Annotated in this window: 22 protein-coding genes and 1 tRNA gene; 16 read left to right on the forward strand and 7 right to left on the reverse strand. The window is 75.3% G+C overall.

Annotated features, from left to right (window positions below):
- Positions 1-14: 14 nt before the first annotated feature.
- A complete protein-coding gene (locus tag E5225_RS05180; RefSeq protein WP_135973670.1) occupies positions 15-953 on the reverse strand; it encodes a phosphotransferase in 939 nt (312 codons plus the stop codon).
- A gap of 206 nt (positions 954-1,159) precedes the next feature.
- Here E5225_RS05180 and nudC point away from each other — a divergent pair, with 206 nt between their 5' ends.
- A complete protein-coding gene (gene nudC, locus E5225_RS05185; RefSeq protein ID WP_135973669.1) occupies positions 1,160-2,167 on the forward strand; it encodes an NAD(+) diphosphatase in 1,008 nt (335 codons plus the stop codon).
- Between the two features lie 49 nt (positions 2,168-2,216).
- Here the strand turns inward: nudC and E5225_RS05190 are convergent, their stop codons facing one another.
- Positions 2,217-2,477: a mycoredoxin gene (locus tag E5225_RS05190; RefSeq protein ID WP_135973668.1), complete on the reverse strand. Its 261-nt coding sequence runs from the start codon at positions 2,475-2,477 to the stop codon at positions 2,217-2,219.
- 155 nt (positions 2,478-2,632) lie between these two features.
- Between E5225_RS05190 and E5225_RS05195 the strand changes: the two genes are divergently transcribed.
- From E5225_RS05195 to E5225_RS05200, 3 genes are all read left to right on the forward strand, one after another.
- Entirely contained in the window at positions 2,633-4,708 is a 2,076-nt protein-coding gene (locus E5225_RS05195; RefSeq protein ID WP_135973667.1) for an ATP-dependent DNA helicase UvrD2, read from the forward strand.
- Positions 4,709-4,945: 237 nt separating this feature from the next.
- Entirely contained in the window at positions 4,946-5,107 is a 162-nt protein-coding gene (locus E5225_RS17430; RefSeq protein WP_166435966.1) for a hypothetical protein, read from the forward strand.
- Between the two features lie 144 nt (positions 5,108-5,251).
- Positions 5,252-5,596 carry a WhiB family transcriptional regulator gene (locus E5225_RS05200; RefSeq protein WP_279536547.1) on the forward strand — a complete coding sequence of 115 codons (345 nt, stop codon included), beginning with the start codon at positions 5,252-5,254 and terminating at the stop codon, positions 5,594-5,596.
- Positions 5,597-5,610: 14 nt separating this feature from the next.
- Here the strand turns inward: E5225_RS05200 and E5225_RS05205 are convergent, their stop codons facing one another.
- Together E5225_RS05205 and E5225_RS05210 are read right to left on the reverse strand one after the other, a co-directional pair.
- Positions 5,611-6,720: a ThiF family adenylyltransferase gene (locus E5225_RS05205; protein ID WP_135973666.1), complete on the reverse strand. Its 1,110-nt coding sequence runs from the start codon at positions 6,718-6,720 to the stop codon at positions 5,611-5,613.
- 172 nt (positions 6,721-6,892) lie between these two features.
- Entirely contained in the window at positions 6,893-7,051 is a 159-nt protein-coding gene (locus tag E5225_RS05210; protein ID WP_135973665.1) for a DUF5679 domain-containing protein, read from the reverse strand.
- Positions 7,052-7,252: 201 nt separating this feature from the next.
- Between E5225_RS05210 and E5225_RS18195 the strand changes: the two genes are divergently transcribed.
- A complete protein-coding gene (locus tag E5225_RS18195; protein WP_135973664.1) occupies positions 7,253-8,095 on the forward strand; it encodes a M48 metallopeptidase family protein in 843 nt (280 codons plus the stop codon).
- A gap of 111 nt (positions 8,096-8,206) precedes the next feature.
- Here E5225_RS18195 and E5225_RS05220 read toward each other — a convergent pair whose 3' ends face one another.
- Positions 8,207-9,739 carry a zinc-dependent metalloprotease gene (locus tag E5225_RS05220; protein WP_135973663.1) on the reverse strand — a complete coding sequence of 511 codons (1,533 nt, stop codon included), beginning with the start codon at positions 9,737-9,739 and terminating at the stop codon, positions 8,207-8,209.
- 132 nt (positions 9,740-9,871) lie between these two features.
- On the opposite strand from E5225_RS05220, the gene E5225_RS05225 reads away from it, so the two are divergent.
- Complete coding sequence (locus E5225_RS05225; protein WP_243738243.1) at positions 9,872-11,002, forward strand: YlbL family protein; 1,131 nt, start codon at positions 9,872-9,874, stop codon at positions 11,000-11,002.
- Between the two features lie 42 nt (positions 11,003-11,044).
- Here E5225_RS05225 and E5225_RS05230 read toward each other — a convergent pair whose 3' ends face one another.
- On the reverse strand, positions 11,045-11,650 hold the full coding sequence (locus E5225_RS05230) for a PPA1309 family protein (RefSeq protein WP_279536545.1): 606 nt from the start codon (positions 11,648-11,650) through the stop codon (positions 11,045-11,047).
- A gap of 173 nt (positions 11,651-11,823) precedes the next feature.
- Between E5225_RS05230 and E5225_RS05235 the strand changes: the two genes are divergently transcribed.
- The 5 genes from E5225_RS05235 (at position 11,824) to E5225_RS05255 (ending at position 19,070) form a co-directional block, all read left to right on the forward strand.
- Positions 11,824-14,835 carry a UPF0182 family membrane protein gene (locus E5225_RS05235; RefSeq protein ID WP_135973661.1) on the forward strand — a complete coding sequence of 1,004 codons (3,012 nt, stop codon included), beginning with the start codon at positions 11,824-11,826 and terminating at the stop codon, positions 14,833-14,835.
- Between the two features lie 131 nt (positions 14,836-14,966).
- On the forward strand, positions 14,967-15,953 hold the full coding sequence (locus E5225_RS05240) for a DMT family transporter (protein ID WP_135973660.1): 987 nt from the start codon (positions 14,967-14,969) through the stop codon (positions 15,951-15,953).
- Positions 15,954-16,070: 117 nt separating this feature from the next.
- A tRNA-Met gene (locus tag E5225_RS05245) sits at positions 16,071-16,144 on the forward strand.
- A gap of 491 nt (positions 16,145-16,635) precedes the next feature.
- A complete protein-coding gene (locus E5225_RS05250) occupies positions 16,636-18,312 on the forward strand; it encodes a hypothetical protein (protein WP_135973659.1) in 1,677 nt (558 codons plus the stop codon).
- A 44-nt stretch (positions 18,313-18,356) separates the two neighbouring features.
- On the forward strand, positions 18,357-19,070 hold the full coding sequence (locus E5225_RS05255) for a hypothetical protein (RefSeq protein WP_135973658.1): 714 nt from the start codon (positions 18,357-18,359) through the stop codon (positions 19,068-19,070).
- A 672-nt stretch (positions 19,071-19,742) separates the two neighbouring features.
- Here the strand turns inward: E5225_RS05255 and E5225_RS05260 are convergent.
- Positions 19,743-20,540 (reverse strand): hypothetical protein, encoded by a 798-nt coding sequence (locus tag E5225_RS05260; RefSeq protein WP_135973657.1) that lies wholly within the window; start codon positions 20,538-20,540, stop codon positions 19,743-19,745.
- A gap of 93 nt (positions 20,541-20,633) precedes the next feature.
- On the opposite strand from E5225_RS05260, the gene E5225_RS05265 reads away from it, so the two are divergent.
- The 5 genes from E5225_RS05265 (at position 20,634) to E5225_RS05285 (ending at position 24,388) form a co-directional block, all read left to right on the forward strand.
- On the forward strand, positions 20,634-21,353 hold the full coding sequence (locus tag E5225_RS05265) for an MSMEG_4193 family putative phosphomutase (RefSeq protein ID WP_135973656.1): 720 nt from the start codon (positions 20,634-20,636) through the stop codon (positions 21,351-21,353).
- A gap of 9 nt (positions 21,354-21,362) precedes the next feature.
- Positions 21,363-21,914: a DUF3090 domain-containing protein gene (locus E5225_RS05270; RefSeq protein WP_135973655.1), complete on the forward strand. Its 552-nt coding sequence runs from the start codon at positions 21,363-21,365 to the stop codon at positions 21,912-21,914.
- Positions 21,911-22,684, forward strand: a complete 774-nt coding sequence (locus E5225_RS05275) for an SCO1664 family protein (RefSeq protein WP_135973654.1) — start codon at positions 21,911-21,913, stop codon at positions 22,682-22,684. The genes E5225_RS05270 and E5225_RS05275 overlap by 4 nt, the downstream gene beginning before the upstream one ends.
- Before the next feature lie 94 nt (positions 22,685-22,778).
- Entirely contained in the window at positions 22,779-23,588 is an 810-nt protein-coding gene (locus tag E5225_RS05280) for a PRC and DUF2382 domain-containing protein (protein ID WP_135973676.1), read from the forward strand.
- A 146-nt stretch (positions 23,589-23,734) separates the two neighbouring features.
- Positions 23,735-24,388, forward strand: a complete 654-nt coding sequence (locus tag E5225_RS05285) for a hypothetical protein (protein WP_208012549.1) — start codon at positions 23,735-23,737, stop codon at positions 24,386-24,388.
- The last annotated feature ends 81 nt before the right edge of the window (positions 24,389-24,469 follow it).

Raw genomic sequence — 24,469 nt, forward strand, 5'->3', positions numbered from 1 at the left:
TGGTGCGGTGCGCGTCAGAGGGCCGCGGTCGCCTCGTCGTCGACGCGCGTGTGCTCGTCGAGGTCGCGGAGCATCTCCACGGCGTCGTCGACGACGTCGCGGCGACCGCTGCGCACGCCGTGCAGCAGCCAGCGGGCGAGCGCCAGCTCGCCCGCGAGCATCGCCCGGTCCGCCAGGTGCGGGTCCGTCAGCTCGGTGCGCCGCAGCAGGTACGACTCGAGGATCGCGTCGACGGCATCCTCCGGCGCCGCCACCAGCAGCGCCGACAGGTCGTCCGCCGGGTCGGCGACCATCGCACCGCCCCAGTCCAGGATGCCCGCGACGGCGCCGTCCGCGACCAGCACACGCGCGCTCGTGAGGTCGCCGTGCACGACGGTGGGCCGGAAGCGCCACAGCGCGACGTCCTCGAGCATCTCCTCCCACCGGCGCAGGAGCGTGGGCGGCACCAGCCCGGTGCGTGCCGCATCGTCGACCTCCGCCTGCCGCCGGTCGCGGTACCCCGCGGCGTCGTAGACGGGCAGGCCCGCGTCCTCGACCACGGCCGTGGGCAGCTCGTGCACGGCCGCCACGGCGCGGCCGACCGACGCGGCCAGGCCGGGACCCGAGCGCAACGTCTCGAGCCGCAGCGGCCGGCCGACGACCTCGCGGTGGACGCAGGCGCGACCACCCTCGGGCAGGTGCGCGAAGCCGACCGGCCGGGGCACGACGAACGGCAGGCGACCCTCGTCGACGTGCGGTGCGAGCGCCTCGAGCAGCGCGACCTCGGCCTCGAGCGCCGCCCCGGCCCCCGCGTGCTGCGGCGCACGCACGACCCACCGCCGACGGACGGAGTCCACGACGACCGCGACGTCGAAGTCGCTGCCCGTGGTGGCGGGGCGGCGGACGTCGTACGCGTCGAGGCCGGGGATCGCGACGGTCGCGAGGGCGGCGAGGGCGAGGGGCGAACGGCTCACGTCTGCCAGCGTAGGTCGGCGGGGCCCGTCGGCCGTGGCGGTGCCCGGGCGTGTTGGGCGTCCGATTCGTCCGACGCGGGCCTCGCCGTGGACGCCGGGTGGACGCCGGGTGCGCGGCGGCCGGCGCCGCTCGGGCACCGCGAGGGTCGTGGGAGCCGCCCCGGGGCGGCCGGGCGGCCGTCGGGGCCGCCGCGTAGCGTGACCGCGTGAACCCCGAGCTCCTCGTCGACCTCCCGCTCGCGCGCAGCCGCACCGACCGTGCGGCACTCCTGCGTGCGGAGCCCGAGGCGGTGCCGGCCGCGCTCGCCGACCCGCGCACGCGCGTGCTCGTGGTGCGGGACGGCGGCATCCGCACCGACGGGCCCGCGGGCGTGCGCTGGTACACGGTCGCCGACGTGCGCGCCGAGGCCGAGGCGGTGCTGGGGGTCGACGCCGTGCCCCTCGACGCCTGGCTGCTGCTGGGGGCGGAGGACGACGGCGCACGCGTCCTCGCGCTGCGCCTGCCGGACCACGCTCCGGTGCCGGCGGGTACGGGGCCGGCGGACGCAGCGGTGCACGCCCCGGCGGGCGCGACACGCGCCGGCGGCGCGGCGGGCACCGGCGACGGGTGGGCCTCGTTGCGCGTCGTCGGCGCCGCGCTCGACGCCCGGGACGCGGGCCTGGCCACGACCGCGGTGGCTCTCGACGCGTGGCACGACCGCCACCCGCGGTGCCCGCGCTGCGGGGCGCCGACCCGCGTCGCGCAGGCCGGCTGGTCCCGGGTCTGCGACGTCGACGGCTCCGAGCACTACCCGCGCACCGACCCCGCCGTGATCATGGCGGTCGTGGACGACGCGGACCGGCTCCTGCTCGGGCACGCCGCCACGTGGCCGGAGGGCCGCTACTCGACCCTCGCGGGGTTCGTGGAGGCGGGCGAGTCCGCCGAGCAGGCGGTGCGTCGCGAGGTGCGCGAGGAGACCGACGTCGTCGTGGACCGGGTCGAGTACCGGGGCAGCCAGCCGTGGCCGTTCCCGGGTTCGCTGATGCTCGGGTACCGCGCGCACGCGGTCCGCACGAACGTCACCGTCGACGGGCAGGAGGTGACCGCGGCGCGCTGGTACACCCGCGCCGAGCTCACCGCGGCGGTCCGCGCGGGGACGCTCCTGCTGCCGGGGCGTGCGTCCATCGCGCGTGCGCTCGTCGAGGAGTGGTTCGGCGGGCGCATCGAGGCCTGAGGCCGGCGCGGCTCGCCGCAGCGCGTGCTCCGGCCGCGTCCGGGAGACGTCAGGCGGCGAGCCGCGCCTTGACCTCCGCGAGCGACGGGTTCGTGGCGGCGGAGCCGTCGGGGAACACGACGGTCGGCACGGTCTGGTTGCCGCCGTTCACGGACTCGACGAACGCGGCCGCGTCCGGCTGCTGCTCGATGTCGACGACGTCGTAGGCGATGCCCGCGGCGTCCATCTGCTTCTTGAGCCGGTGGCAGTAGCCGCACCACGTCGTGGAGTACATCGTCACGGTGCCCGGGGCCGGCGTCGTCTCGCTCATGACGGCAGCGTGCCACGTGCCGCCGACGTGCGCCGGGCCGGCCGCCGCGCTCGTCCTCGCGCGCGGCGGCCGGCCCGGGCGGCGCCGACGTTCGGCGGTTCTCGTCACCCTGGGGGCGTCCGTCGCTGTCGGTGGGGGCTGCGAGACTGGGGCCGATGTCCGCCGACTCCCTCCTCGACGCGCTGGACCCCGAGCAGCGGGCGGTCGCCACCGCCCTCACGGGGCCCGTCTGCGTGCTCGCCGGCGCGGGCACCGGCAAGACGCGGGCCATCACGCACCGCATCGCCTACGGCGTGCGCACCGGCGTGTACCGGCCCGCCTCCGTGCTCGCCGTGACGTTCACGGCGCGCGCGGCGGGGGAGATGCGGGTGCGTCTGCGCGATCTGGGAGCCGATGGCGTGCAGGCCCGCACGTTCCACGCGGCCGCGCTGCGGCAGCTGGGGCACTTCTGGCCGCGGGTCGTCGGCGGTGCGCCGCCACGGCTGCTGGAGCAGAAGGCGCCGATCGTCGCCGAGGCGGGGCGCCGGGTCGGCGTCGCGGTGGACCGCGTGTCGGTGCGCGACCTGTCGAGCGAGATCGAGTGGGCCAAAGTCTCGCTCGTCACCGCGGACGACTACCAGCGTGCCGCCGAGGCCGTGCGCCGGCCGACTCCGGCCGGTCAGGAGCCGCAGGCGGTCGCGCGCCTGCTGACGGCCTACGAGGACGTCAAGGCGGAGCGCGGTGTCATCGACTTCGAGGACGTGCTGCTGCTGCTCGCGGCGATGCTCGCCCAGCGCGGCGAGGTCGCCGACGAGGTCCGCACGCAGTACCGCCACCTCGTCGTCGACGAGTACCAGGACGTCAGCCCGCTGCAGCAGCACCTGCTCGACCAGTGGCTCGGCGGTCGGCACGACCTGTGCGTCGTGGGCGACCCCAGCCAGACCATCTACTCGTTCGCGGGCGCCTCGCCGCACCACCTGCTGACGTTCACGCGGCAGCACCCGCGCGCGACCGTGGTGCGGCTGGTGCGGGACTACCGCTCGACGCCGCAGGTGGTGGGCCTCGCGAACCGCGTGCTGACGGCGACCCGCCGTCCCGGCGACCCGCAGCCGCTGCACCTGGTCGCGCAGCAGCCCGACGGCCCGCCCGTCCGCTTCACGGCGTACGACGACGACGACGCGGAGGCCGCGGGCGTCGCGGCGCGCGCGGCGCGGCTGGTGGCGTCGGGCGTGCCCGCCAGCGAGATCGCCGTGCTGTACCGCACCAACGTTCAGGCCGAGGCGTTCGAGCAGGCGCTGGCCGCGGCGGGGGTCGGGTACCAGGTGCGCGGCGGCCAGCGCTTCTTCTCCCGCCGGGACGTGCGGGACGCGCTCGTCCTGCTCCGCGGCGGTGCGCGCTCCGCCGACCCCGGGGTCCCGCTCGGCGAGACGACGCGGGACGTGCTGACGTCGGCCGGCTGGGCCCCGACGCCGCCGGCGGCTCGTGGTGCGGCGCGCGAGCGGTGGGACGCGATGCAGGCGCTCGTCGGCCTCGCCGACGACCTGGCCACCACGCACCCCGGGGCGAGGCTGGTGGACCTCGTCGCGGAGCTCGACGAGCGCGCGGCGGCGCAGCACGCCCCGACGGTCGACGGCGTCACGCTGGCGTCGCTGCACGCCGCGAAGGGCCTGGAGTGGGACGCCGTGTTCCTCGTGGGCCTCAGCGAGGGCCTCATGCCCATCTCGCTCGCCCAGTCGGACGCCGCCGTCGCGGAGGAGCGCCGCCTGCTGTACGTCGGCGTGACGCGTGCGCGCCGGCACCTGGAGCTGTCGTACGCCGGGGCGCGCACGCCGGGGTCGCGCGCGAACCGCCGGCGCTCGCGGTTCCTCGACGGCCTGTGGTCGGGCGAGGGCGGACGCGGTGCCCGCGCCACGGTCGCCGGCGTGCGCTCGTGGGCCGCGGGGGCGACGGGTCGTCCCGCCACGGGGACCGGCGCCGACGCCGGGGCGCCCGGTGCCCCGGACCCCGCCGTGCTCGACCGGCTGCGCGCCTGGCGCGCGGGGGTGGCCGCCGACCGCGGCGTGCCGGCGTTCCGGGTGCTGCCCGACGTGGCCCTCGAGGCCGTGGCGTCCGCCATGCCGACGGGCCCCGCGGAGCTGCAGCACGTGCACGGCCTCGGTCAGACGCGCCTGCGCGAGTACGGCCCCGAGCTGCTGCGCGTGGTCGCGGGCGCGGACGTCCTCGCCGGGCGCGGTCGTCCGCCGCGTCGCTGAGCGCCCGACGGGGTGCCGCCCGGCGGCTGCGACACCGCGCCCGGGGGGGACGACACGGCCGAGGACGGGCATTCCCGGCGCGCGACGCAGGGTCCTCGGAACTTCTTCCGGCGAACTGCGGTAATTCCTTGTGACGTCCGTCGCGGCGCCCCTAGGGTGGTCACGTCCTTGTTCGCGAGGTGCCGCCGAGGAGGCGGGACCCGAGCCCTGAAGGAGGTGGGTGCAGAGATGAAGAGCATGACGATGATCGGCGTCGCCGATGTGCAGCACGCGTACGTGCGGACTCTCGCGCCCACCGCTGACACCTTCAGCGGCGGCAGCCTGCCCACCGCCGGGACGCCTGCCCGCCGTCGGCGCATCGTGACGTCCGGCATCGATCTGCGACACAGGACTCTGTAAGCCCACGCGCACGGCGCGATGGCCGCGGAGTCCGAACTCGGATCCCGCGGCCTTCTCCTTTCTCCGGCTCCTGCCGGGTTGAGCGGCCCGTCGATCCGACCTCGACGCACCACAGCTCAACCATGAGGACACCAGGAGGACATCGTGCGGCTCACGACGCTGCTCGACACCGTGGACCACGGCGGATCCGGCCCGTGGCCCGCCGGCAGCACCGCGACCACGGACGACACCCGACAGTTCGACCGCATGGTCGCCGATCTCATCCCGTGCCGGTCGAACGACCCCGAGCTGTGGTTCGCGGAGCGGCAGGCCGACGTGGAGCGCGCCAAGGCGCTCTGCGGCACGTGCCCCCTGATCGACGGCTGCCTCGCCGGCGCCGTCGAGCGGGCGGAGCCGTGGGGCGTGTGGGGCGGGCAGGTCTTCGTCGGTGGTGTGGTCGTGCCCACCAAGCGTGGTCGCGGCCGGCCCCGCAAGGACGCCGCCGCCTGATCGGCCCCGGGGCGTCACGCCTCGACGCCGGGTCCCGCGTGCCGTGTGCCCGCGGGTCCCGGCGTCGTCGGACGTCCCGGGACGTCGGGCGGCTGCGTGCACCCGCAGTCGGGGTGCGGCGCCCACGGGCGCAGCCGCGGCACGACGTCGGGGACGGTGAGCTCGGCGGTCGCGCCGCACAGCAGGGGCACCGTGCCGGCGAGGAGCGCCAGGACCTGGGCGGCGGCGAGGGCGGCGCACGCGGCGGCGAGCACGCCGACCTCCCCGGGCGGTGCGGCCGGACCGCCCGCCGTGGAGTCCGGGCGCGCGGTGGCCGCCGCGAGCAGGCGCGGCCAGGCCGGGTCCGCGTCGGTGCGGTGCAGGTCGAGGCACCGCAGGCACGGGTCGGCGCCGGGGCGCACGCACGGACCGACGAGCGCGTCGGTCGCGCGCACGACCACGGACAGGTGCGGCACGCCGCTCGACGTCAGGAGCGCCGCCCGGGCGGGGTCGGCCGCGTCGCGCTCCACGACGACCACGACGTCCGGGTCGGCGTCGCCGTCCACCCGCACGCCGGGCGCCGCGTCCCGCAGCGCCCTGCGCAGGGCCGTCGCGCGCGGCGTGCCGACGTCGCTCCACCGGTGCGCTCCCGCCGCGACGTCGACCGACCGGACGGGTGCGTCGTCGTCGAGGAGCAGGGTGCCGACGCCCGCCGCGGCCAGCAACCGCGACAGGCCGGCGCCGGTGGGGCCGAGGCCGACGACCCCGACGACGGCCCGCGCCCGTGCCGCCACGACGTCCTCGCCCTCCCCGTCGCCGCGCAGCACGGACCACGCGGCCGCGTCGGCGGCGGTGGGGCCGCGGACGAGCCGGGACCGGGGCGGGTCGGCGCGCACGAGCCCGGCCGCGTGCAGCGCGGCCACGGCCGCGCGGGTACGCACGGCGTCGACCCCCGCCCGCGGGGCGGCGGCGGCCAGGGCGGCCAGGTCGGTCGTGTCGTCGACCCGCGACCAGAGGGCCACCTCGGCCTGGTCGAGCCCGTCGAGGACCACGGCCCAGCGCGGGTCGAGCCCCACCTGGAGGGCGTCCCCGCCCCGGGGCAGCACGCGCAGGCCGGGGCGCAGGCGGAGGGGGGTGCCGGTCACGGCGCCACCCTGGCAGGGGGCTCGCACGAGCGCCGGGCGTCGTCCACAGCCTGCGCAGCGGTGTGCCGGCCGGCCGGTGACCCCGGCGCCACGGGCCCGGACGCGCCGAGGGCACCGTCGCGGCCGACGGTGCCCTCGTGAGCGTGTGACGCGGGCAGGTGCCCGCGATGCGTCAGGCCTTGCCGAGGATGCGGTTCAGCTTCGTACCGCAGACGGGGCACGTGCCCTTCGCCATGCGGCGGCCGGACTCCGAGACGACGACCTCGCCCTCGGTCTCCCGCTTCTCCTTGCACTTGACGCAGTAGAACTCGCCTGCCCAGGTCTCGGCCATGTGGTCCCTCCTCGTGCTCCCGACACGGGACGGCGGGAGGCCGCCCGGGCACCGCACCGTCGCCGGCCACCGTGCGTTCTCACAGTAGTGCGCACTCCGCACCCGGATCGTGGCGAACGCGGGTGCCACGCCGTGCCGGACGGGTGAACGGCCCCGGCCAGTCGCGCCCGCGTGTGCGCACCGGGGCGCTAGCGTGCGTGCATGCCGACGCCGCGCGAGCCGGACCCGCGCGTGGTCGCCGCGCCCGCGGTCGAGGTACGCCGGTCGCGCCGGCGCGTGCGCACGGTCAGCGCGTGGCGCGAGGGGGAGCGGACGGTCGTCGCGATCCCCGCGCGGTTCACGCGTGCGCAGGAGCGCGAGTGGGTCGGCCGGATGGTCGAGCGCCTGGTCGCGCAGGAGCGGCGCCGGCGGCCGTCGGACGCGCAGCTGCTGGCGCGGGCGCAGGACCTCTCCCGGCGCTACCTCGGTGGCCGCGCCGTGCCGTCGACGGTCCGGTGGTCGTCCAACCAGGGGCGCCGCTGGGGGTCGTGCACGCCGTCCGACGGGACGATCCGCATCAGCGACCGCGTGCGGGGCATGCCGCGGTGGGTGCTGGACTACGTCCTGCTGCACGAGCTGGCGCACCTCCTGCAGCCGGGCCACGGGCCGACCTTCTGGGCCGAGCTGACCCCCTACCCGCACACCCAGCGCGCCCGGGGCTTCCTCGAGGGCTACGCCTTCCTGCGCGACGGCACCCCGGGCGACGGCCCCCCGGCCGACGAGCCTGCCGACGACGGGGTGGGGGACGACGCGGTCGGGGACGACGCGGCGGGCGACGACGCCGACGACGCGGTGGGCGACGAGGGCGTGGAGGACGTCGCCGTCGACCTCGACCTGGGGGACGACGCGGTCGCCGCCGACGCGCTCGACGTGCCGGTGCACGCCGCAGCCGGCGCCGCGGTCCCCGGGACGGACGCGGCGGACGACGCCGCCCCGGACGACGTGGCCGCGCCGCGACCCGACGTCCCCGCGGCCCGGCCCGGCACGCGGCGCGCCCTGCGCTGACCCGCCGTGCACGGGGCGCCCTGCGCGGACCGGACGGCACCAGTCGCGCCATGACTGCCGGAGCGCAGGCGGCACGGCGCCGCGCGACGCGTCCGCCGGCCGCCCCGCGCGTCAGATGGTGACCGGGCCCCCCGGCCGCTCGTCGTCGGACGGGCCGTCCGACCCGTCGCGCGCCTCGTCGTCGGACGCGTCCGCGGCGCCCGGGCCGCTGCCCGTCCCGGCGCGAGCGCCGCCGTCCACGGTCCCGTCCGCGTCGCCGAGGATCTCCGCGAGCGCGCGGTCGAGGTCGGCGCTGCCCTCCACCTCGGCCTGCCGCCGGGCGTCGTAGCCGGCCGGGTCGTCCAGGTCCTGCGACGTCGGCACGAGGTCGGGGTGCGCCCAGACGGCGTCGCGGCCGTCGATGCCGCGCGTCGTGGCGAGGTGCGCCCACACGGCCGCCGCGTCGCGCAGCCGGCGGGGTCGCAGCTCGAGGCCCACGAGGCTCGCGAACGTCTGCTCGGCCGGGCCGCCGGCCGCACGGCGCCGGCGGACCATCTCCCGCAGGGCCACCGCGTGCGGCAGGTGGGGCGCGGCGGCGGCGGTCGCGACCTCGTCGACCCACCCCTCGACGAGCGCGAGCGCGAGCTCGAGGCGTGCGAGCGCGGCCTGCTGCGTGGGTGTCGTGCGCGGCGCGAAGACGCCGCCCGACAGCGCCTCCTGCAGGGCGGTCTGGTCGGTCGGGTCGATGGACCGCACGGCCTCCTCGAGCTGGTCGACGTCGATCTCGATGCCGCGCGCGTACGCCGCGACCGCGTCGAGCAGGTGCGCGCGCAGCCACGGGACGTGCGCGAACAGGCGGTTGGCCGCCGCCTCGCGCAGCGCGAGGTAGAGGCGCACCTCCTCGAGCGGCGCGTCCAGGCCCTCGGCGAACGCGTCGACGTTGGTCGGGACGAGCGCCGGGGCGGGCCGGTCGAGCAGCGGCAGGCCGATGTCGGTGGTGCCGAAGACCTCGCGGGCGAGCGTGCCGGCGGCCTGGCCGACCTGGAGGCCGAAGACGGCTGACCCGAGCCCGCGCAGCAGCTGCACCGGGTCGCCGAACGGCATGCCGGCGGGCAGGCCGGGCAGGTCGAGCACGCCGTCGGGACCGTCCCCGAGCGCGGGCCGCAGCGCGTCCGCGAGCGCTGCGGACAACGAGACGGCGACCGGCTCCGTGAGGGTGCGCCAGGTGGGGAGCGTCGCCTCGACCCACTCGGCCCGGCTCCACGCGCGGGGCCGGCCGGACGACGGCGGGAGGTCGGTCGCGGCGTCGAGCCAGAGCTCGGCGACGGCGAGGGCGTCGATCACCTCGCGGGCACGACCGGGGGACAGGGACGGGTCACCGCCCTGGGCGGCCTGCTGCCGCGCCAGGTCGTGGGCCATGCCCCAGTTGACGGGCTCGTCGCCCGAGGTGGCGAGCATGCGCTGCACCTGCGCGATCGCGGCCTGGAGCGCGGCGGGGTCGGCGGGCAGGCCGGAGGCGGCCGCCATGGCGGACGGGTCGACGCCCATGGCGCGCATCTGCGCGATGGCGTCGTCGGCGGCGGGGCCGAGCATCGCGCGCAGCACCTGCTCCCACTGCTCGGGGTCCGGCTGCTGCGGGCCACCCGGGGTGACGTCGGGGCTCATGCGGGCCTCCTGGCTCGGGGGGACCACCGTAACCACGCCGCGCCCCCGGCCGGCAGGCCGCGCCCGCCGGTTCGCTGAGGGCGGACCGGCCCGCACGCGGCCGCACCCCGCGGCGTGCGGGATGATCGGTTCGTGCTCGACGACCAGCCGGACCCGTACGGACCCGCCGACCCCGACGCGGATGCGCCGCCCGCCCCGGACGAGCGGCCGCGGGCGACGCCGCGGTCGCTCGTGCTCGCCCTCGGCATGCTCCTGACGTCCGCGCTCGCGGGGGTCCTCGTCGTGCTGCCCGCGCCGTACGCGGTGACGAGCCCCGGCCCGACGCGCGACGTGCTCGGCGAGGCGGACGGCACCCCGCTCATCCAGGTCGACGGGGCCGAGACCCACCCGTCGAGCGGTGAGCTGCGGCTGACGACCATCTCCGGCACGGGCGGCCCGGGCTACCCGTCGTACGTGTCGACGGTGCTGGGCGGGTGGGCCTCGCCGACGTCCGTCGTCCGTCCCGTCGAGGAGGTCTTCCCGCAGGACGTGTCGCAGGAGCAGATCGACGAGTCGAACACCGAGCTCATGGTGACCTCCCAGGAGACGGCGACCGTCGCGGCACTGACGGAGCTGGGCTACGACGTGCCGGCGACGCTCGTGGTGGCCGGCACGGTCGAGGGCACGGACGCCGAGGGCAAGCTGGAGGAGGGCGACATCCTCACGGCGATGGACGGTGAGGAGCTCCCCGACTACCAGACGCTCATCGCCCGGCTCGCGGAGATCGAGCCGGGCGACGTCGTCACGCTCACGGTGACGCGGCACTCGCAGCCGGTCGAGGTCGACGTCACGACGGGGGAGCGGGAGGACGGCGGCGCGCAGATCGGCGTCTTCGTCAACCCGTCGTTCGACCTGCCCGTCGAGGTGGAGATCAGCATCGACGGCATCGGCGGGCCGAGCGCCGGGACGATGTTCGCGCTCGGCATCGTGGACCTGCTGACGCCCGAGGACGAGGCGGACGGCGAGGTCATCGCGGGCACCGGCACGATCGACGTGACGGGCGCGGTGGGGCCGATCGGCGGGATCCGGCAGAAGATGGCCGGCGCCGAGCGGGACGGTGCCTCGTGGTTCCTCGCGCCGGCCGGCAACTGCGACGAGGTCGTCGGGCACGTGCCCGACGGGCTGCGCGTGGTGCGCGTCGAGACGCTGCACGAGGCGCGGGAGGCGATGACGGCGATCGGCGCGGGCACCGGCGACGACCTGCCGACCTGCACCGCCGGCTGACGTCGCCGCCGCCGGGTCCCGTGCTCGGCGCCCGGTGGCGCCTCACTCGAGCGTCGCGCGGACCGCCTCCACGAGTCCGGGCACGAGGTCGGGGCCCTGCCCGACCGCGTCGTCGCTGTCGTTGGCCCGCGTGCGCAGCGCGCACCACGCCGGCCCGCCGCGCAGCACGCCGACGGCGAGCCGGACGTCCTCGCGCGCCGGGTGGGCGAGGAGCGCCGCGACGGCGGCCTCGGGGTCCTCGGGCAGGTCCGCCTCCGCGCCCGGGGGCAGGACGACGCGCTCGACCGTGACGGCCGCGCCGTCGACCGCGGGAGGCCACGACAGGCCGGCGAGCAGCCCCTCGAGGTCGCCGGCGGCGGGCAGGCCCTCCTGCTCGACCGACGTCAGGTGCCAGTCGTCGGCCTGCGCCGCGGCCAGGACGGCCGGGTCGAGCTGGGCGGCCAGGCCGGGCTCCGACGCGAGCGCCGCCTGCGTGCGGACGAGCGCGAAGACGCGGACGGGCGCGTCCCAGCCGGCGGCGGCCACGTGGTGCTCGATCTCGCGGACCGCGTCGGCGAGGGCGCGTGCCGCGCGGGCGTCGGGACCGGTGTCGGGGGCCGGCTCCGACGACGGGTCGGGGGTCGGCTCCGGGGCGGGGACGGTGCTCACGCGGGCCATCGTCGCACCCGCGACGCCCGGGACGCCCCGCGGGCCGAACCGTGTGGGAACCTGTGGTCGCCGCGGCACGTTCGCCAGGCGACGGGACCTACCGACCCGTCCCCGCACGACGGGCCGCGCGCCGGCCCGAGGAACTCCCGAGAATCGACGAGGAACGCCACGCCGTGACTTTCGCCTCCCCGCCCCGCCCACGACCGGACGCGCCGCGCCGCCGCGGCCCCCTGGTCCCCACGCTCATCGTCCTGGCCGCCCTGGTCGTGCTCGTGCTCGTGCTCGCCCAGGTGTGGACCGAGGTGCTGTGGTTCCGCCAGCTCGGCTTCACGGAGGTCATCCGCACCGAGTGGGTGACGCGCGCCCTGCTGTTCGTGCTCGGCTTCGCGGTGATGGCCGCGGCCGTCGGCTTCTCCCTCAGGTACGCCTACCGCTCGCGGCCCGTGTACGCGCCGTCGACGCCGGAGCAGGCGAGCCTCGACCAGTACCGCGAGGCCATCGAGCCGCTGCGCCGGCTCGTCCTGATCGTGGGGCCCGTCGTGCTGGGCCTCTTCGCCGGCGGCGCCGCGTCCCAGCAGTGGACGACGGTGCAGCTGTGGCTGAACGGCCGCACGGTCGGGGAGACCGACCCGCAGTGGGGCATGGACATCGGGTTCTACCTGTTCACGCTGCCCGGCCTGCGGTTCGTCGTGTCGTTCCTCATGGCCGTGGTCGTGCTCTCGATCATCGCGGCCCTCGCGACGCACTACCTCTACGGCGGCCTGCGCATCGGCGGGCAGGGCGGCTCGCGCACCACGCGCGCGGCGCGCGTGCACCTGTCCGTGCTCGGTGCGCTCGTCCTGCTGCTGATCGCGGCCAACTACTGGCTCGACCGGTACTCGATCCTCACCAAGCAGCAGACCGGCAGCCAGCGCTGGCAGGGCGCCGGGTTCACCGACGTCAACGCGGTCATCCCCTCCAAGGCGATCCTGGCGGTCGCCGCCGTGGTGGTGGCAGGCGCGTTCATCGCGACCGCGTTCTCCGGCAACTGGCGTCTGCCCGCGATCGGCGTGGGGCTCATGGTCGTCGCGGCCGTCGTGGTCGGCGGCGTGTACCCCGCGGTCGTGCAGCGCTTCCAGGTGCAGCCGAACCAGCAGGACGCGGAGAGCGAGTACATCCAGCGCAACATCGACGCGACGCTGTCGGCGTACGGGCTGCAGGACGTGCAGACGAGCGAGTACGACGCGAAGGTCACGGCCGAGCCGGGCGCCCTGCGCGAGAACGCCGAGACGACGGCGTCCATCCGCCTGCTCGACCCGAACATCGTCTCCCCGTCGTTCAAGCAGCTGCAGCAGATCCGCGGCTTCTACGACTTCCCGGAGTCGCTGGCCGTCGACCGGTACACCGTCGAGGGCGAGAGCCGCGACACCGTGATCGCGGTCCGGGAGCTCAACCAGGCCGGCCTGAGCGACCAGCAGCGCAACTGGACCAACGACACCACCGTGTACACGCACGGCTACGGCGTCGTGGCGGCCTACGGCAACACGCGCGGCGCGCGTGGCGCGCCGGAGTTCTGGGAGAGCGGCATCCCGTCGTCGGGACCGGTCGGGCAGCTCGGCGAGTACGAGCCGCGCATCTACTTCGGCCAGCTCTCGCCCGAGTACTCGATCGTCGGCGGCCCCGAGGGCACCGACGGCTGGGAGTTCGACTACCCGGACGACACCACGGGCACCGGCTCCGTGCCGTTCCGCTTCCCGACGCAGGAGGAGTCCGCCGGCCCGTCCGTCGGCGGCATGTGGCAGAAGCTGCTCTACGCGCTGAAGTTCGGCGACGAGCAGATCCTGTTCTCGGAGCGCGTGAACGAGGACTCGCAGATCATCTACGACCGCAGCCCGCGTGACCGCGTGGCCAAGGTCGCGCCGTACCTGGACCTCGACGGGCGCGTGTACCCGGCCGTGGTCGACGGGCGCGTGAAGTGGATCGTCGACGGGTACACCACGTCGGACCAGTACCCGTACGCGGCGACCCGCTCCCTCGAGGAGGCCACGACGGACTCCCTGACGGAGCGCAGCACGACGGTCGAGGCCCTCCTGCCCAAGCAGGTCAACTACATCCGCAACTCCGTGAAGGCGACGGTCGACGCGTACGACGGCTCGGTCGAGCTGTACGCGTGGGACACCGAGGACCCGGTGCTGCAGGCGTGGTCGGACGTCTTCCCGACGTCGCTCAAGCCGCTGGAGGAGATCAGCGGCGACCTGATGAGCCACCTGCGCTACCCGGAGGACCTGTTCAAGGTCCAGCGGGCGCTGCTGAACCAGTACCACGTGACCGACGCCGGCCAGTTCTTCTCCGGCAACGACTTCTGGCAGAACCCGGCCGACCCGACGACGTCCAACGCCGCGGAGGTCGCGCAGCCGCCGTACTACCTCACCCTGCAGATGCCGGGCGAGGACGAGGCGACGTTCTCCCTGATGTCGACGTTCATCCCCGGCGGTGGCAACGCCCGCAACGTGCTGACCGGGTACCTCGCGGTCGACGCGGACGCCGGGTCGACGCCCGGCGAGGTGGCGGAGGGCTACGGCACGCTGCGGCTGCTGGAGCTGCCACGCGACTCGACGGTGCCCGGACCGGGCCAGGCGAGCGCGAACTTCACCGCCGACCCGACGGTGTCGAACGAGCTCAACATCCTGGCGCGCGGCGACTCGACCGTGCGGCGCGGCAACCTGCTGACGCTCCCCGTCGGCGGCGGGCTGCTCTACGTCCAGCCCGTCTACGTGCAGGCGTCCAGCGGCACGACGTTCCCGCTGCTGCAGCGCGTGCTCGTGTCGTTCGGCGACCAGATCGGGTTCGCGCAGACGCTCGACGGCGCGCTCGACCAGGTGTTCGGCGGCGACTCCGGTGCCGACGCCGGTGATGCGGGTGCGTCGCCGGTCGAACCGCCCGACGCCGGTGAGGAACCGGCGACGGAGGATCCCGGCACGGGCGCCACGCCGGAGCCGACCCCGACGCCGACCGACGGCGCGCAGGCGCCGGCCGGCGACGCCCGCACCGCCCTCGACACCGCGCTGCGCGACGCGCAGCAGGCGATCGAGGAGGGCGAGGCGGCGCTCGCGGAGGGCAACTTCGCGGCGTACGGCGAGGCACAGCAGCGGCTCGACGAGGCCCTGCAGCGCGCGATCGATGCCGAGGGGCAGCTGGGCGGCTGACACCCGGCGAGATCCCGCACGACGAGGCCGGCACCCGCACGGGTGCCGGCCTCGTCGCGTCCGGCGGGCCGGGGAGGGGCGCTCCCGGATCCCGTTCGTCACGTGTCGGTGCTCGGGTGCACCCTGGGCGCATGACCTCGCCCGCGGACCGTCGCACGGTGCTGCTCTACCTCTGCGCCGCCCTCGTGTGGGGGTCGAGCTTCCTGTTCATGAAGGTCGCGCTCGAGGGGCTCGCCCCCGCGCAGGTCGCCCTCGGGCGGCTGCTGCTGGGCGCCCTCACGCTGGCCGCGGTGATGACGGTGCTGCGCCGCCGGTGGCCACGGGACCGGCGGACGTGGGGTCACCTCGCCGTCCTCGGGGTGCTCCTGTGCGTCGTGCCGTTCCAGCTGTTCGCGTGGGCGGGGCAGTACCTGGCGTCCGGGCTGTCGAGCATCCTCAACGCGACGACGCCGCTCATGACGTCGCTCGCGGTGGTGCTGGTGCTGCCGGCCGAGCGGCTGACGCGCCGGCAGGGGCTGGGGCTCGCCGTCGGCGCGCTGGGCGTGGTCGCCATCGTCGGGCCGTGGACGTACCTCGGCCAGGGCAGCATCGCGGCGCCCCTGCCCGCGGTGCTCGCCTGCCTCGGCGCGACCGCCTGCTACGGCCTGGGCATGACGTACATGCGCCGGTTCGTCACGCCGCTGCGGCTGCCGCCCGAGACGGTGGCCGCCGGGCAGATCGCCGTCGCGGCGCTCATCGTGCTCGCGCTCGCGCCGGCCGTGGCGCGGGGACCCGTGACGCTCACGTGGCCCGTGGTGCTCTCGATGGTGGGCCTGGGCGCGCTCGGCACGGGCATGGCGTACGTGTGGAACACGCGCGTCGTCGACGCGTGGGGCGCGCAGCGTGCGTCGACGGTCACGTACCTGACGCCCGTCGTCGGCGTGCTGCTCGGCATCCTCGTGCTCGACGAGCGGCTGCACTGGTACGAGCCGGTGGGCGGGGTGCTCGTGGTGCTGGGCATCCTCGTGGCGCAGCGGGCACGCGCGCGCACGTCCGCAGCGGTGGGGGAGCAGGCCGGTGCGGCGGTGCCCCCGGCCGCCGGCGTCGGCGTGCAGGCGCCGGGTGCGCCGCGTCCGTGACGTCGTCGCCGGTGCGGCCCGCCGCCGCCCGCCCCGCCCGCCGGCAGGGGTGTGACGGGGGGCACGCGGCACCGATTTGGACGTCCCGGCGCACCTGACGTAGAGTAAAGACACCGACGCGGGGTGGAGCAGCTCGGTAGCTCGCTGGGCTCATAACCCAGAGGTCGCAGGTTCAAATCCTGCCCCCGCTACAAGATGACGAAGGCCCGGACCTGACGGTCCGGGCCTTCGTCATTGGCTTAAGGAGCTGCACGTGTGCGGCATCCCCGGGTGATTCCCCGGGTTCCAGCGCGTCGACGTCGTCGTACCCGGGTGCCCGTCCGCCTCCCCGCGGCGGCTCCGCGAGTGCGACGAACCACGGCCGCGGATGGCCGAGCTTGCCTCATCCAGGGTCGCCATTCGGCGACGGCGCGGGGCCCTGCACGCGATCGACCTCGCTCTGATCGTCGACGCAGATGCCTGACACCACGGCAGCGGCCCGCGTGTACTGAGAGCTGGCACCGCTGCGTGTCCGGGTTCGCTCGCCCGTAGCGTTGTACACCCCGGATGTCCGGGGGCCGGTTCAGGTAACCCTGGGCCGCTACCCGTTGCTCGTCATGGACGAGATCGGCTACATCCCGTTCTAATCGGGGCCGTCGTCCTGGTTTCACGGCCGCACGAACCCGGCTGTGAATGACCTCACATGACACGCGAATTCAGGCACGCGTTGTTTCCGTCGACACACATGGCTGACCTACGTTCCCGCATCGACGCCCCCGGAGGGCACGTGCTTCCCTCGCCGTCTGTCCATGGGACACCACACCGCGCGCCGTTCGACGTCACTGCCGTCGAGCTCGACGGGGTGCTGACGACCCTGGTTCTCCCGCTGCTGCTGGAGGTGCCATCCGACCCGCCTTCGACGCGCAGGGCCGCGACGAGCGTGCACGACGAGATCTTTGCGCGTGGTCAGCGCCCAGCTCGGCGTCGAGTGCGTCCGCGGTGGATCAGCCGGGTCTCGGCACCGTTGCCCTGGAACGACCGCGCGGGCGCGCCGTGGAACGACCTCGAAGGGGAGGACGACCTCGGGCTGGGCCTCCCGTACGAGGTCGCCCACCGCGTGTTCTCGCTCGGCGGGGCCGCCGTCCGGTTCGGCGCCTCCGACCTGACGCTCGGCGAGTGCAGTACCCAGGCCCAGGTCGAGGCGCGCACTTGGCTCGTCGCGCCGGCGGTCGCGGTGACCTTGTGGTGGACTCGCGACGCGTTGACGCTCACGATCGAGCGTCTCGGGAAATGCACGCCGGAGGAGCAGCGGGCTCTCCTGACGAGCCCGGAGGTTGCAAGGGACGTCGCCAACGCCGTCCCGCTCCTGCTCGCGGGCACGGGCCTTCCCCGGAACGCGAGCCTGGCGGACCTGCTCGGGGAGTCACCACTTCGGGTCCGGAGCGGCATGTGGGGTCGTCGGTTTAGGCGAAGCTTATGGCGCGCCCCCGTCGAGCAGCTGTGCATCCGAGGCATCGAGACGATCCGCGGGACGTCCCTTAGCGAGGCGTTCCTCGCCATCACTGCCCCGGACGCCAGCAGCACGGCCGCCGCGCTGTGGTCCGAGCCGCCCCCGGAGCGGTCGGGCCGGTTCGCCGACCATCAGATCGACCAGGAATCCGGTGCCCCGCGAGGCTGGACCCGGTGGAACGTGACATCCGGCGTCGGGACGTCGGACGATCCGTCCTCGTCAATGCGCGACGATCGCCGGGCCGCGCTCGTCAACCTCGAGTCGCTGTCGGTCAACCACTGCTACAAGGGTGAGCTCGCCGGTGGTGGGTGGATCGCGGCGGCAATCCCTGTGATCGCCCATCGAGCGGCCGCCGCACGCGACCACCGGAACCTCGTTCTGGCGTTCCGTGCGCGCCGCCCGGTCGACGAGAAGGTCGACGCAGTCGAGGCCGTTCGCGCCGGGATGCTCGCCCGGCGCCTCACGTCCGGGCTCGTCGGTGGCGAGCGGTTCGCCGCTTGGACAACCCCGACGCAGCTCGCCACCGCGCTGTGGGACGCAACGACGGCCACCACAGAGGCCCGGGAGCGTGACGAGGCCGGCGAGCGCATCGCAGAAGCAGTGCGAGACAGTCTCGACCGTCACCAGCTCCGACGACGTCGCTCGGTCGACCGTTGGATCCGGCGACTCTCACCAGGCGCCGCCGTCACAGCGGTTGTCGGCCTATACGCCACCCTCGCCTCGCTGCCCGACCCGGCAGCCGATCAGGGGCTCTTCGCTGCGGTTCCCGACGCGGTCCGCGTCACAGTCGGCCTCGTCGTCGTGGGGTGCCTCGCGGGCCTGATCGTCGACTGGGTGCTCGACCGAGACTCATCCCGGAACCGACGGTAGACGTGCCGCCGCACGAACGGCCCCTCACCTTCCTGGAGCACGATGTGACGAACGAATCCGACCTCGAAGCAGTCAACTCGCCGGAGTACCGCGCCGCGCTCATGGCGCAGATCGACTACGACTCCACGAGGGAGGGGCAGGCAAAGCTCCACGAGGCGCTGTCGGCCGCTGCTGACCCGGATGCGCGCCGCGACTTGCGAGCTCGCCAGATCGCGGGTGCCTCCTCCGCCAGATTCCGCAGGGAGCAGGTCGCTCTCATGCCGGCGGGCCGGGCTCCCGGCCGCCGTGACCCCGCGTTCACGACGCACGGGCGCCTTGCGCAGGCGCGCGAGGACCTCGCACGGCGTCTGGGCATCGCGGCCGCCGAGGCCGACGCCTTCGGATCCGTCATGCCCGGCACCTTGCAGGAGCTCGTGCGCATCGGCGCCGAGATCATCGAGGCGGACCGCGAACGGCGTGGTGCCGACTTTGTTCCCTCTATCCACCCAGGCACGATCTCCGAAGACGTCGAGGCATGCGCGCCGTGGGCACTGTCTGACTACGAGATGCCGGTCGAGCCCGGCGATGTCGGCGTCCTGGGAACACTCGGAGTCGCCGCCCGATGGGATCGGGAGCGACAGCGTGCGATCGTCGATGGGGATGCCGCCGCGGCTGAACGCTGGGGCTATGGCCTCGCATCGGATCGCACCGGGTCCTGCGTCATCGCCACCGGACCTGACGTCGTCAAGTTCATCGCTCGGCACCACCCAACCGGATAGAACCGTCGGTCATCGCGGTCGGATTGAACGCGAAACGCATCGCGCCGGGATCGGCTGCTCGATGAGCCACACCTGAACGCTCAGCATGCCGTCAGGCGCCTCATTCAGCGCGGTCAACTTTGTTCGCCGGCGCCCGCGTGGTGCCGTCGCCGGCGGCGCGGCCGAGCGATCTCGACCTCCTCGGACGAGAACGTGCCGATCTTGTAGTGGGGCCCGTCCCCTCGTCCCCCGACCTCGCGCGCCCGCCGCCGCTCCTCGCCGATCAGCGAGGAGTACGACCCGTTGCGCCGCAGGCGGTCACCCTCGCACCTGCTTCAGGCCGCGTCGTAGGCGCCTAGGTACTCGAGCTTGCCGTGCGCGGTCAACGAGCGCGGGAGCCGTCCCCGCGCCGTCCTGGGTCATCAAACGACCATCGTCGCGCACCGCCATCAAGACGACCATCGTCGCGCACCGCCATCAAGACGAGCTCATGATCATGTACTCCCGGGTTTACGCCCTACCCCTGACGCGGACTTGCTATCAACCACCGGCGACGGTCGTAGTCGTCGACTATCCCCCCGTTACGGCGCAGTTCTTGCCGAAAGGCCCCAGCAATCGCCCCGGGGCCTTCAGCGTTCTCGGGGTCGCGGCGTTCTCGGGGTCGGCGCGATCGCGGCCCGTGCCACGACGAGGTCAGTGCGGCGGGCGGAGGCCCGCGAGGGCGGTGCCCGACGTGCACCCCGCCTCGCCCGGTTGGAGCTGGACGGGTGTGACGTGCACGTCCTGGACCGTCCCGTCGATGCGGGCGACCAGGACGCAGTCGTCCTCGTCACCGCTGGCGACGCCGACGTCCGTGCCGTCGACGTGGACGAGCACGTCGGCGAGCGGGGGTCCGTCGGCCGCGGGCGGCGCGAGCAGCGCGGTGATGCGGTCGTCGACGTCGGCGGGATCCGGCTCGCCCGCGACGGGCAGCTCGCCGAGCACCCGCCATGCCGCCTCCCGGACGTCGGGGGCCGCGACCGGGTCGTCCGACGGCGGAGGCACGACGGGGTCGAGGTCGGCGGGGCAGTCGACGAGGCTGACGCCCTCGGTGCTGCCCCACTCGCCGACCTTGCCGTGCCGGTCGACGAGCACCTCGAAGCAGTGCGGGCCCGGGTCGGGGTCCGGCGGTCGCGGCACGACCGGGAACCCCCCGACGTCCTCGGGCGGCGGCGGGAGCGTGACGGCGAAGGTCAGCGTGCCGAGCACGTCGCCCCCGGCGGCGGCGGGGTCGATGCCGACGAGCACGGGCAGCGCGCCGCCGGCGGCGCGGGCGAAGGTCTCGATGTCGGGGGAGTACGACGCCATGCGGGTGGTGCTCAGCAGCTCGAGGAGGTGCTCCCGCGCCTGCTCCTGGCCGGGGCTCAGAGCGGGCGCGGCGCAGCCGGCGAGCAGGAGCGCGGCGGCCGCCGGCAGCGCGGCGGTCGCCCGGCCCGGCCGTCGCGTCCCCACCCGGCCACGCTAGCGGAGGCCTCGGTGCGCGTGCGGGTGCTCGCCACCCCGACCGTCTCGGTCGCGCCGCGCCCCGGTGCCTAGGCTGCGGGGATGGCCACCCTCCTCCTCGTCCGGCACGGGCGCACGACCGCCAACACGGCCGGCGTCCTGGCGGGCCGCGCCGCCGGTGTGCGGCTCGACGCCGTCGGGCGCACCCAGGCCGAGCGTGCCGGCGAGCGGCTCGCCGGGGTCCCCCTGGTCGCGGTGGTGACCAGCCCGCTGGAGCGCTGCCGGCAGACCGCGCGCGCCCTCCTCGACCGCCAGGCCGCCGCACCCGTCCTCGCGGTCGACACCGGCCTCACCGAGTGCGACTACGGGCAGTGGCAGGGGCGCACCCTCGCGGACCTGGCCGGAGAGCCGCTGTGGTCCGTCGTGCAGACGCAGCCCTCGGCGGCCGTCTTCCCGGGCGGGGAGTCGCTGGCGGCGGTGCAAGCTCGCGCGGTCGCCGCCGTCCGGCGCCACGACGCGGCTGTCGAGGCCGAGCACGGCCCCGGCGCGGTGTGGGCCGCGGTGAGCCACGGCGACGTCATCAAGGCCGTGCTCGCCGACGCCCTCGGCATGCACCTCGACCTCTTCCAGCGCCTGCACGTCGGCCCCGCGTCGGTGTCCGTCGTGCGGTACGGGCCGCGCCGGCCGGACGTGATCACGACGAACACGGACAGCGGGGACCTGTCGTGGCTCGCGTCCGCCGCGCCCGCCGCGGACGCCGCGGTCGGGGGCGGCGCCGGCCACGAGGGCACCACGGGGGCGCACGAGCCGGCCCGCTCGTAGACTGGGGGCATGCCGCAGGTCGTGCACGAGTTCGACTGGCCGGACCGTGTCGTCGTCGGCACCGTCGGCCGGCCCGGGGCCCGCACCTTCTACCTCCAGGTGCGCGCCGGGGCCCGCTCGACCAGCGTCGCGCTGGAGAAGGAGCAGTCCGCGGTGCTCGCGGAGATGATCGACGAGCTCCTGGGCGAGCTGGTGGCCGACCCGAGCACGGGCGTGACCGTCCCCGCCGAGACCCCCGCCGAGCTGATCGACGACGACCCGCTGGACCAGCCCGTCGAGGAGCAGTTCCGGGCCGGGGCCGTGCGGCTGGGCTGGGACCCCCGCACCGCGCAGGTCGTCATCGAGGCCTACCCGCTCCGGCCCGACGACGACGACCTGGCGGGGGCGCCGGACGACGACGAGCCCGACGAGATGCTCCTGCTCCGGATCCCCGTGGGCACCGCGCGCGCCTTCGTGCAGCGCACCCGCCAGGTGGTGCGCGCCGGGCGACCCGCCTGCCCGCTCTGCGGCCGGCCGGTCGACGAGGACGGCCACGTCTGCGCGCTGCCCGACGGCGTGTGACGGCGTCCGAGGTCGACCTCGACGGCGGGGAGCTCGCGCTCGTCGGGCGGGTCACGGTCGCGTCGAACGCGACCTTCGTCGGCCGGATCGGGGACGTGCCGGTCGTGTACAAGCCCGTCGCCGGGGAGCGGCCGCTGTGGGACTTCCCCGACGGGACCCTCGCGCGCCGGGAGGTCGCGGCCTACCTGGTCTCCGAGACGCTCGGGTGGCGGGTGGTCCCGCGGACGTGGCTGCGCGACGGACCGCTCGGGCCCGGCATGGTGCAGCTCTGGCAGGAGCCCGACCCCGGGCAGGACCCCGTCGACCTGGTGCCGGCGTCGCGGGTGCCGACGCCCGGCTGGTGCGCCGTCCTGGAGGGCAGCGACGAGAACGGCCGCGCCGTGGCGCTCGTCCACGAGGACTCCGCCGCCCTGCGCCGCATGGCCGTGCTCGACGTGGTCGTGAACAACGCCGACCGCAAGGGCGGTCACGTCCTCCCGCAGGCCGACGGCCACCGGTACGGCGTGGACCACGGCGTGACGTTCCACGTCGAGCCGAGGCTGCGGACGGTGCTCTGGGGCTGGGTGGGGGACCCGCTGCGGCCGGACGAGCGGGAGGGCGTCGAGCGGGTGCGCGCGGGCCTCGACGGCGAGCTGGGAGACCGCCTGGCGGAGCTGCTGACCGACGCCGAGGTCGCGGCGGTCGCCGCGCGGTGCGACCGGCTGCTGGCCGACGGCCGGTTCCCCGGGCCGGACGGCGACATGCCGTCGGTCCCGTGGCCGCTGTTCTGACGGCTCACGGGTAGTCGGCCTAGGGTCGCGGCCCGCCGGGGCCCGTCCTATGGTCGAAATGTCAGAGCTTGCACCGAACGGCGGGGGCATCACCATGATCGGCACCAGCGACATCCAGGGCATCCTGGCAGGCGGCGGCACGGTCGTCGGGACCGACGGCGAGAAGATCGGCAAGGTGGGCCAGATCTTCCTGGACGACCGGACCGGTGACGCCGAGTGGGTCACGGTCAGCACGGGGCTGTTCGGGAAGGCGGAGTCCTTCGTGCCGCTCGACCGCGCGACGGTGCGCGGCGACGAGATCGTGGTGCCCTACGACAAGGCGAAGATCAAGGACGCACCGCGCGTCGACGACTCCGACGGGCACCTGTCGGCGTCGGAGGAGGCCGAGCTCTACCGCTACTACGGCCTCGACTACGGGTCCGACGACGACGCGACGGGGGACGTCGACACCGCCGGCAGCCGCGACGACGACGTGCAGGGCACCGTCGGCCACGACACGTCCGGCCCGTCCACGGACGACGCCATGACGCGCTCCGAGGAGCGGCTGCACGTCGGCACCGAGCGCGTCACGACGGGACGTGCGCGCCTGCGCAAGTACATCGTCACCGAGGAGGAGACCGTCACCGTGCCGGTCACCCGCGAGGAGGTGCGGCTCGAGCGCGAGCCGATCACCGACGGCAACGTGGACGACGCGCTGTCCGGCCCGGACCTGACCGAGGAGGAGCACGAGGTGGTCCTCACCGAGGAGCGCGCCGTGGTCGAGAAGGAGACCGTCCCGGTCGAGCGCGTCCGGCTGGACACCGAGGTCGTCTCCGACACCGAGACGGTGGACGAGACGGTGCGCAAGGAGGAGATCGAGCTCGACGGTGACACCGGCACGACGCGGGGCACCGGCGGGCTCTGAACCCACGCCCCGGGGCCCGGACCGTACGGACGGTCCGGCGCCCCGGGACCACCACGGCCGTCGCGGCGGCCGTCCCCGGACCCCGGCGTGACCGGGGGACCCGTCGACCGGCGCCCGGCCCGGCGCCGAGACTGGAGCACATCGCCATGAGCACAGCCAGCACCCCTGAGGGCGCGAGCGCCGCCGACCCGGACGAGCCGTCCGGCGGTGCGGTCTCCGCCAAGGCGTTCGGACGCGACCGCGAGAGCGTGGTCGCGCGCGAGAAGGACGAGTACGGCGGCATCAAGTTCGGTTCCGCGTTCTTCGGCTGGCTCACCGCCACCGGGACCGGGGTCCTGCTCACCGCGCTCGTCGCCGCGGCGGGCGCCGCCATCGGCATCGCGAACGACACCGACGTCGCGGAGGTGGCCGACGAGGCCGCGTCCGACCCCGGGTCGGTCGGCCTGATCGGCGGCATCGCGCTCGCGGTCGTCCTCTTCGTCGCCTACTACTGCGGCGGCTACGTCGCGGGCCGGATGGCGCGCTTCAACGGCGCCAAGCAGGGCCTCGCGGTGTGGCTGTGGGCCGTGATCATCGCGATCGTCGTCGCGATCCTCGCCGCCGTCGCCGGCGACCAGTTCAACGTGCTCGGCCAGCTGAACGCCTTCCCGCGCATCCCGATCGACGAGGGCGACCTCACCACCGCGGGCATCATCACGCTCGTGGCCGTCGCGCTCGTGACCCTCGCGGGCGCGATCCTCGGCGGCATCGCCGGCATGCGGTTCCACCGCAAGGTCGACCGCGCCGGCCTGGGTCGCTGACCGCAGGTACGGCAGGCCGCGCCTCGACGGCCCGGACCACGAGGTCCGGGCCGTCGTCGCGCCCGTGCGGGCGACACGGGC

It is taken from the genome of Cellulomonas shaoxiangyii, from assembly GCF_004798685.1.
GTDB classification, from domain to species: Bacteria; Actinomycetota; Actinomycetes; order Actinomycetales; family Cellulomonadaceae; genus Cellulomonas; species Cellulomonas shaoxiangyii.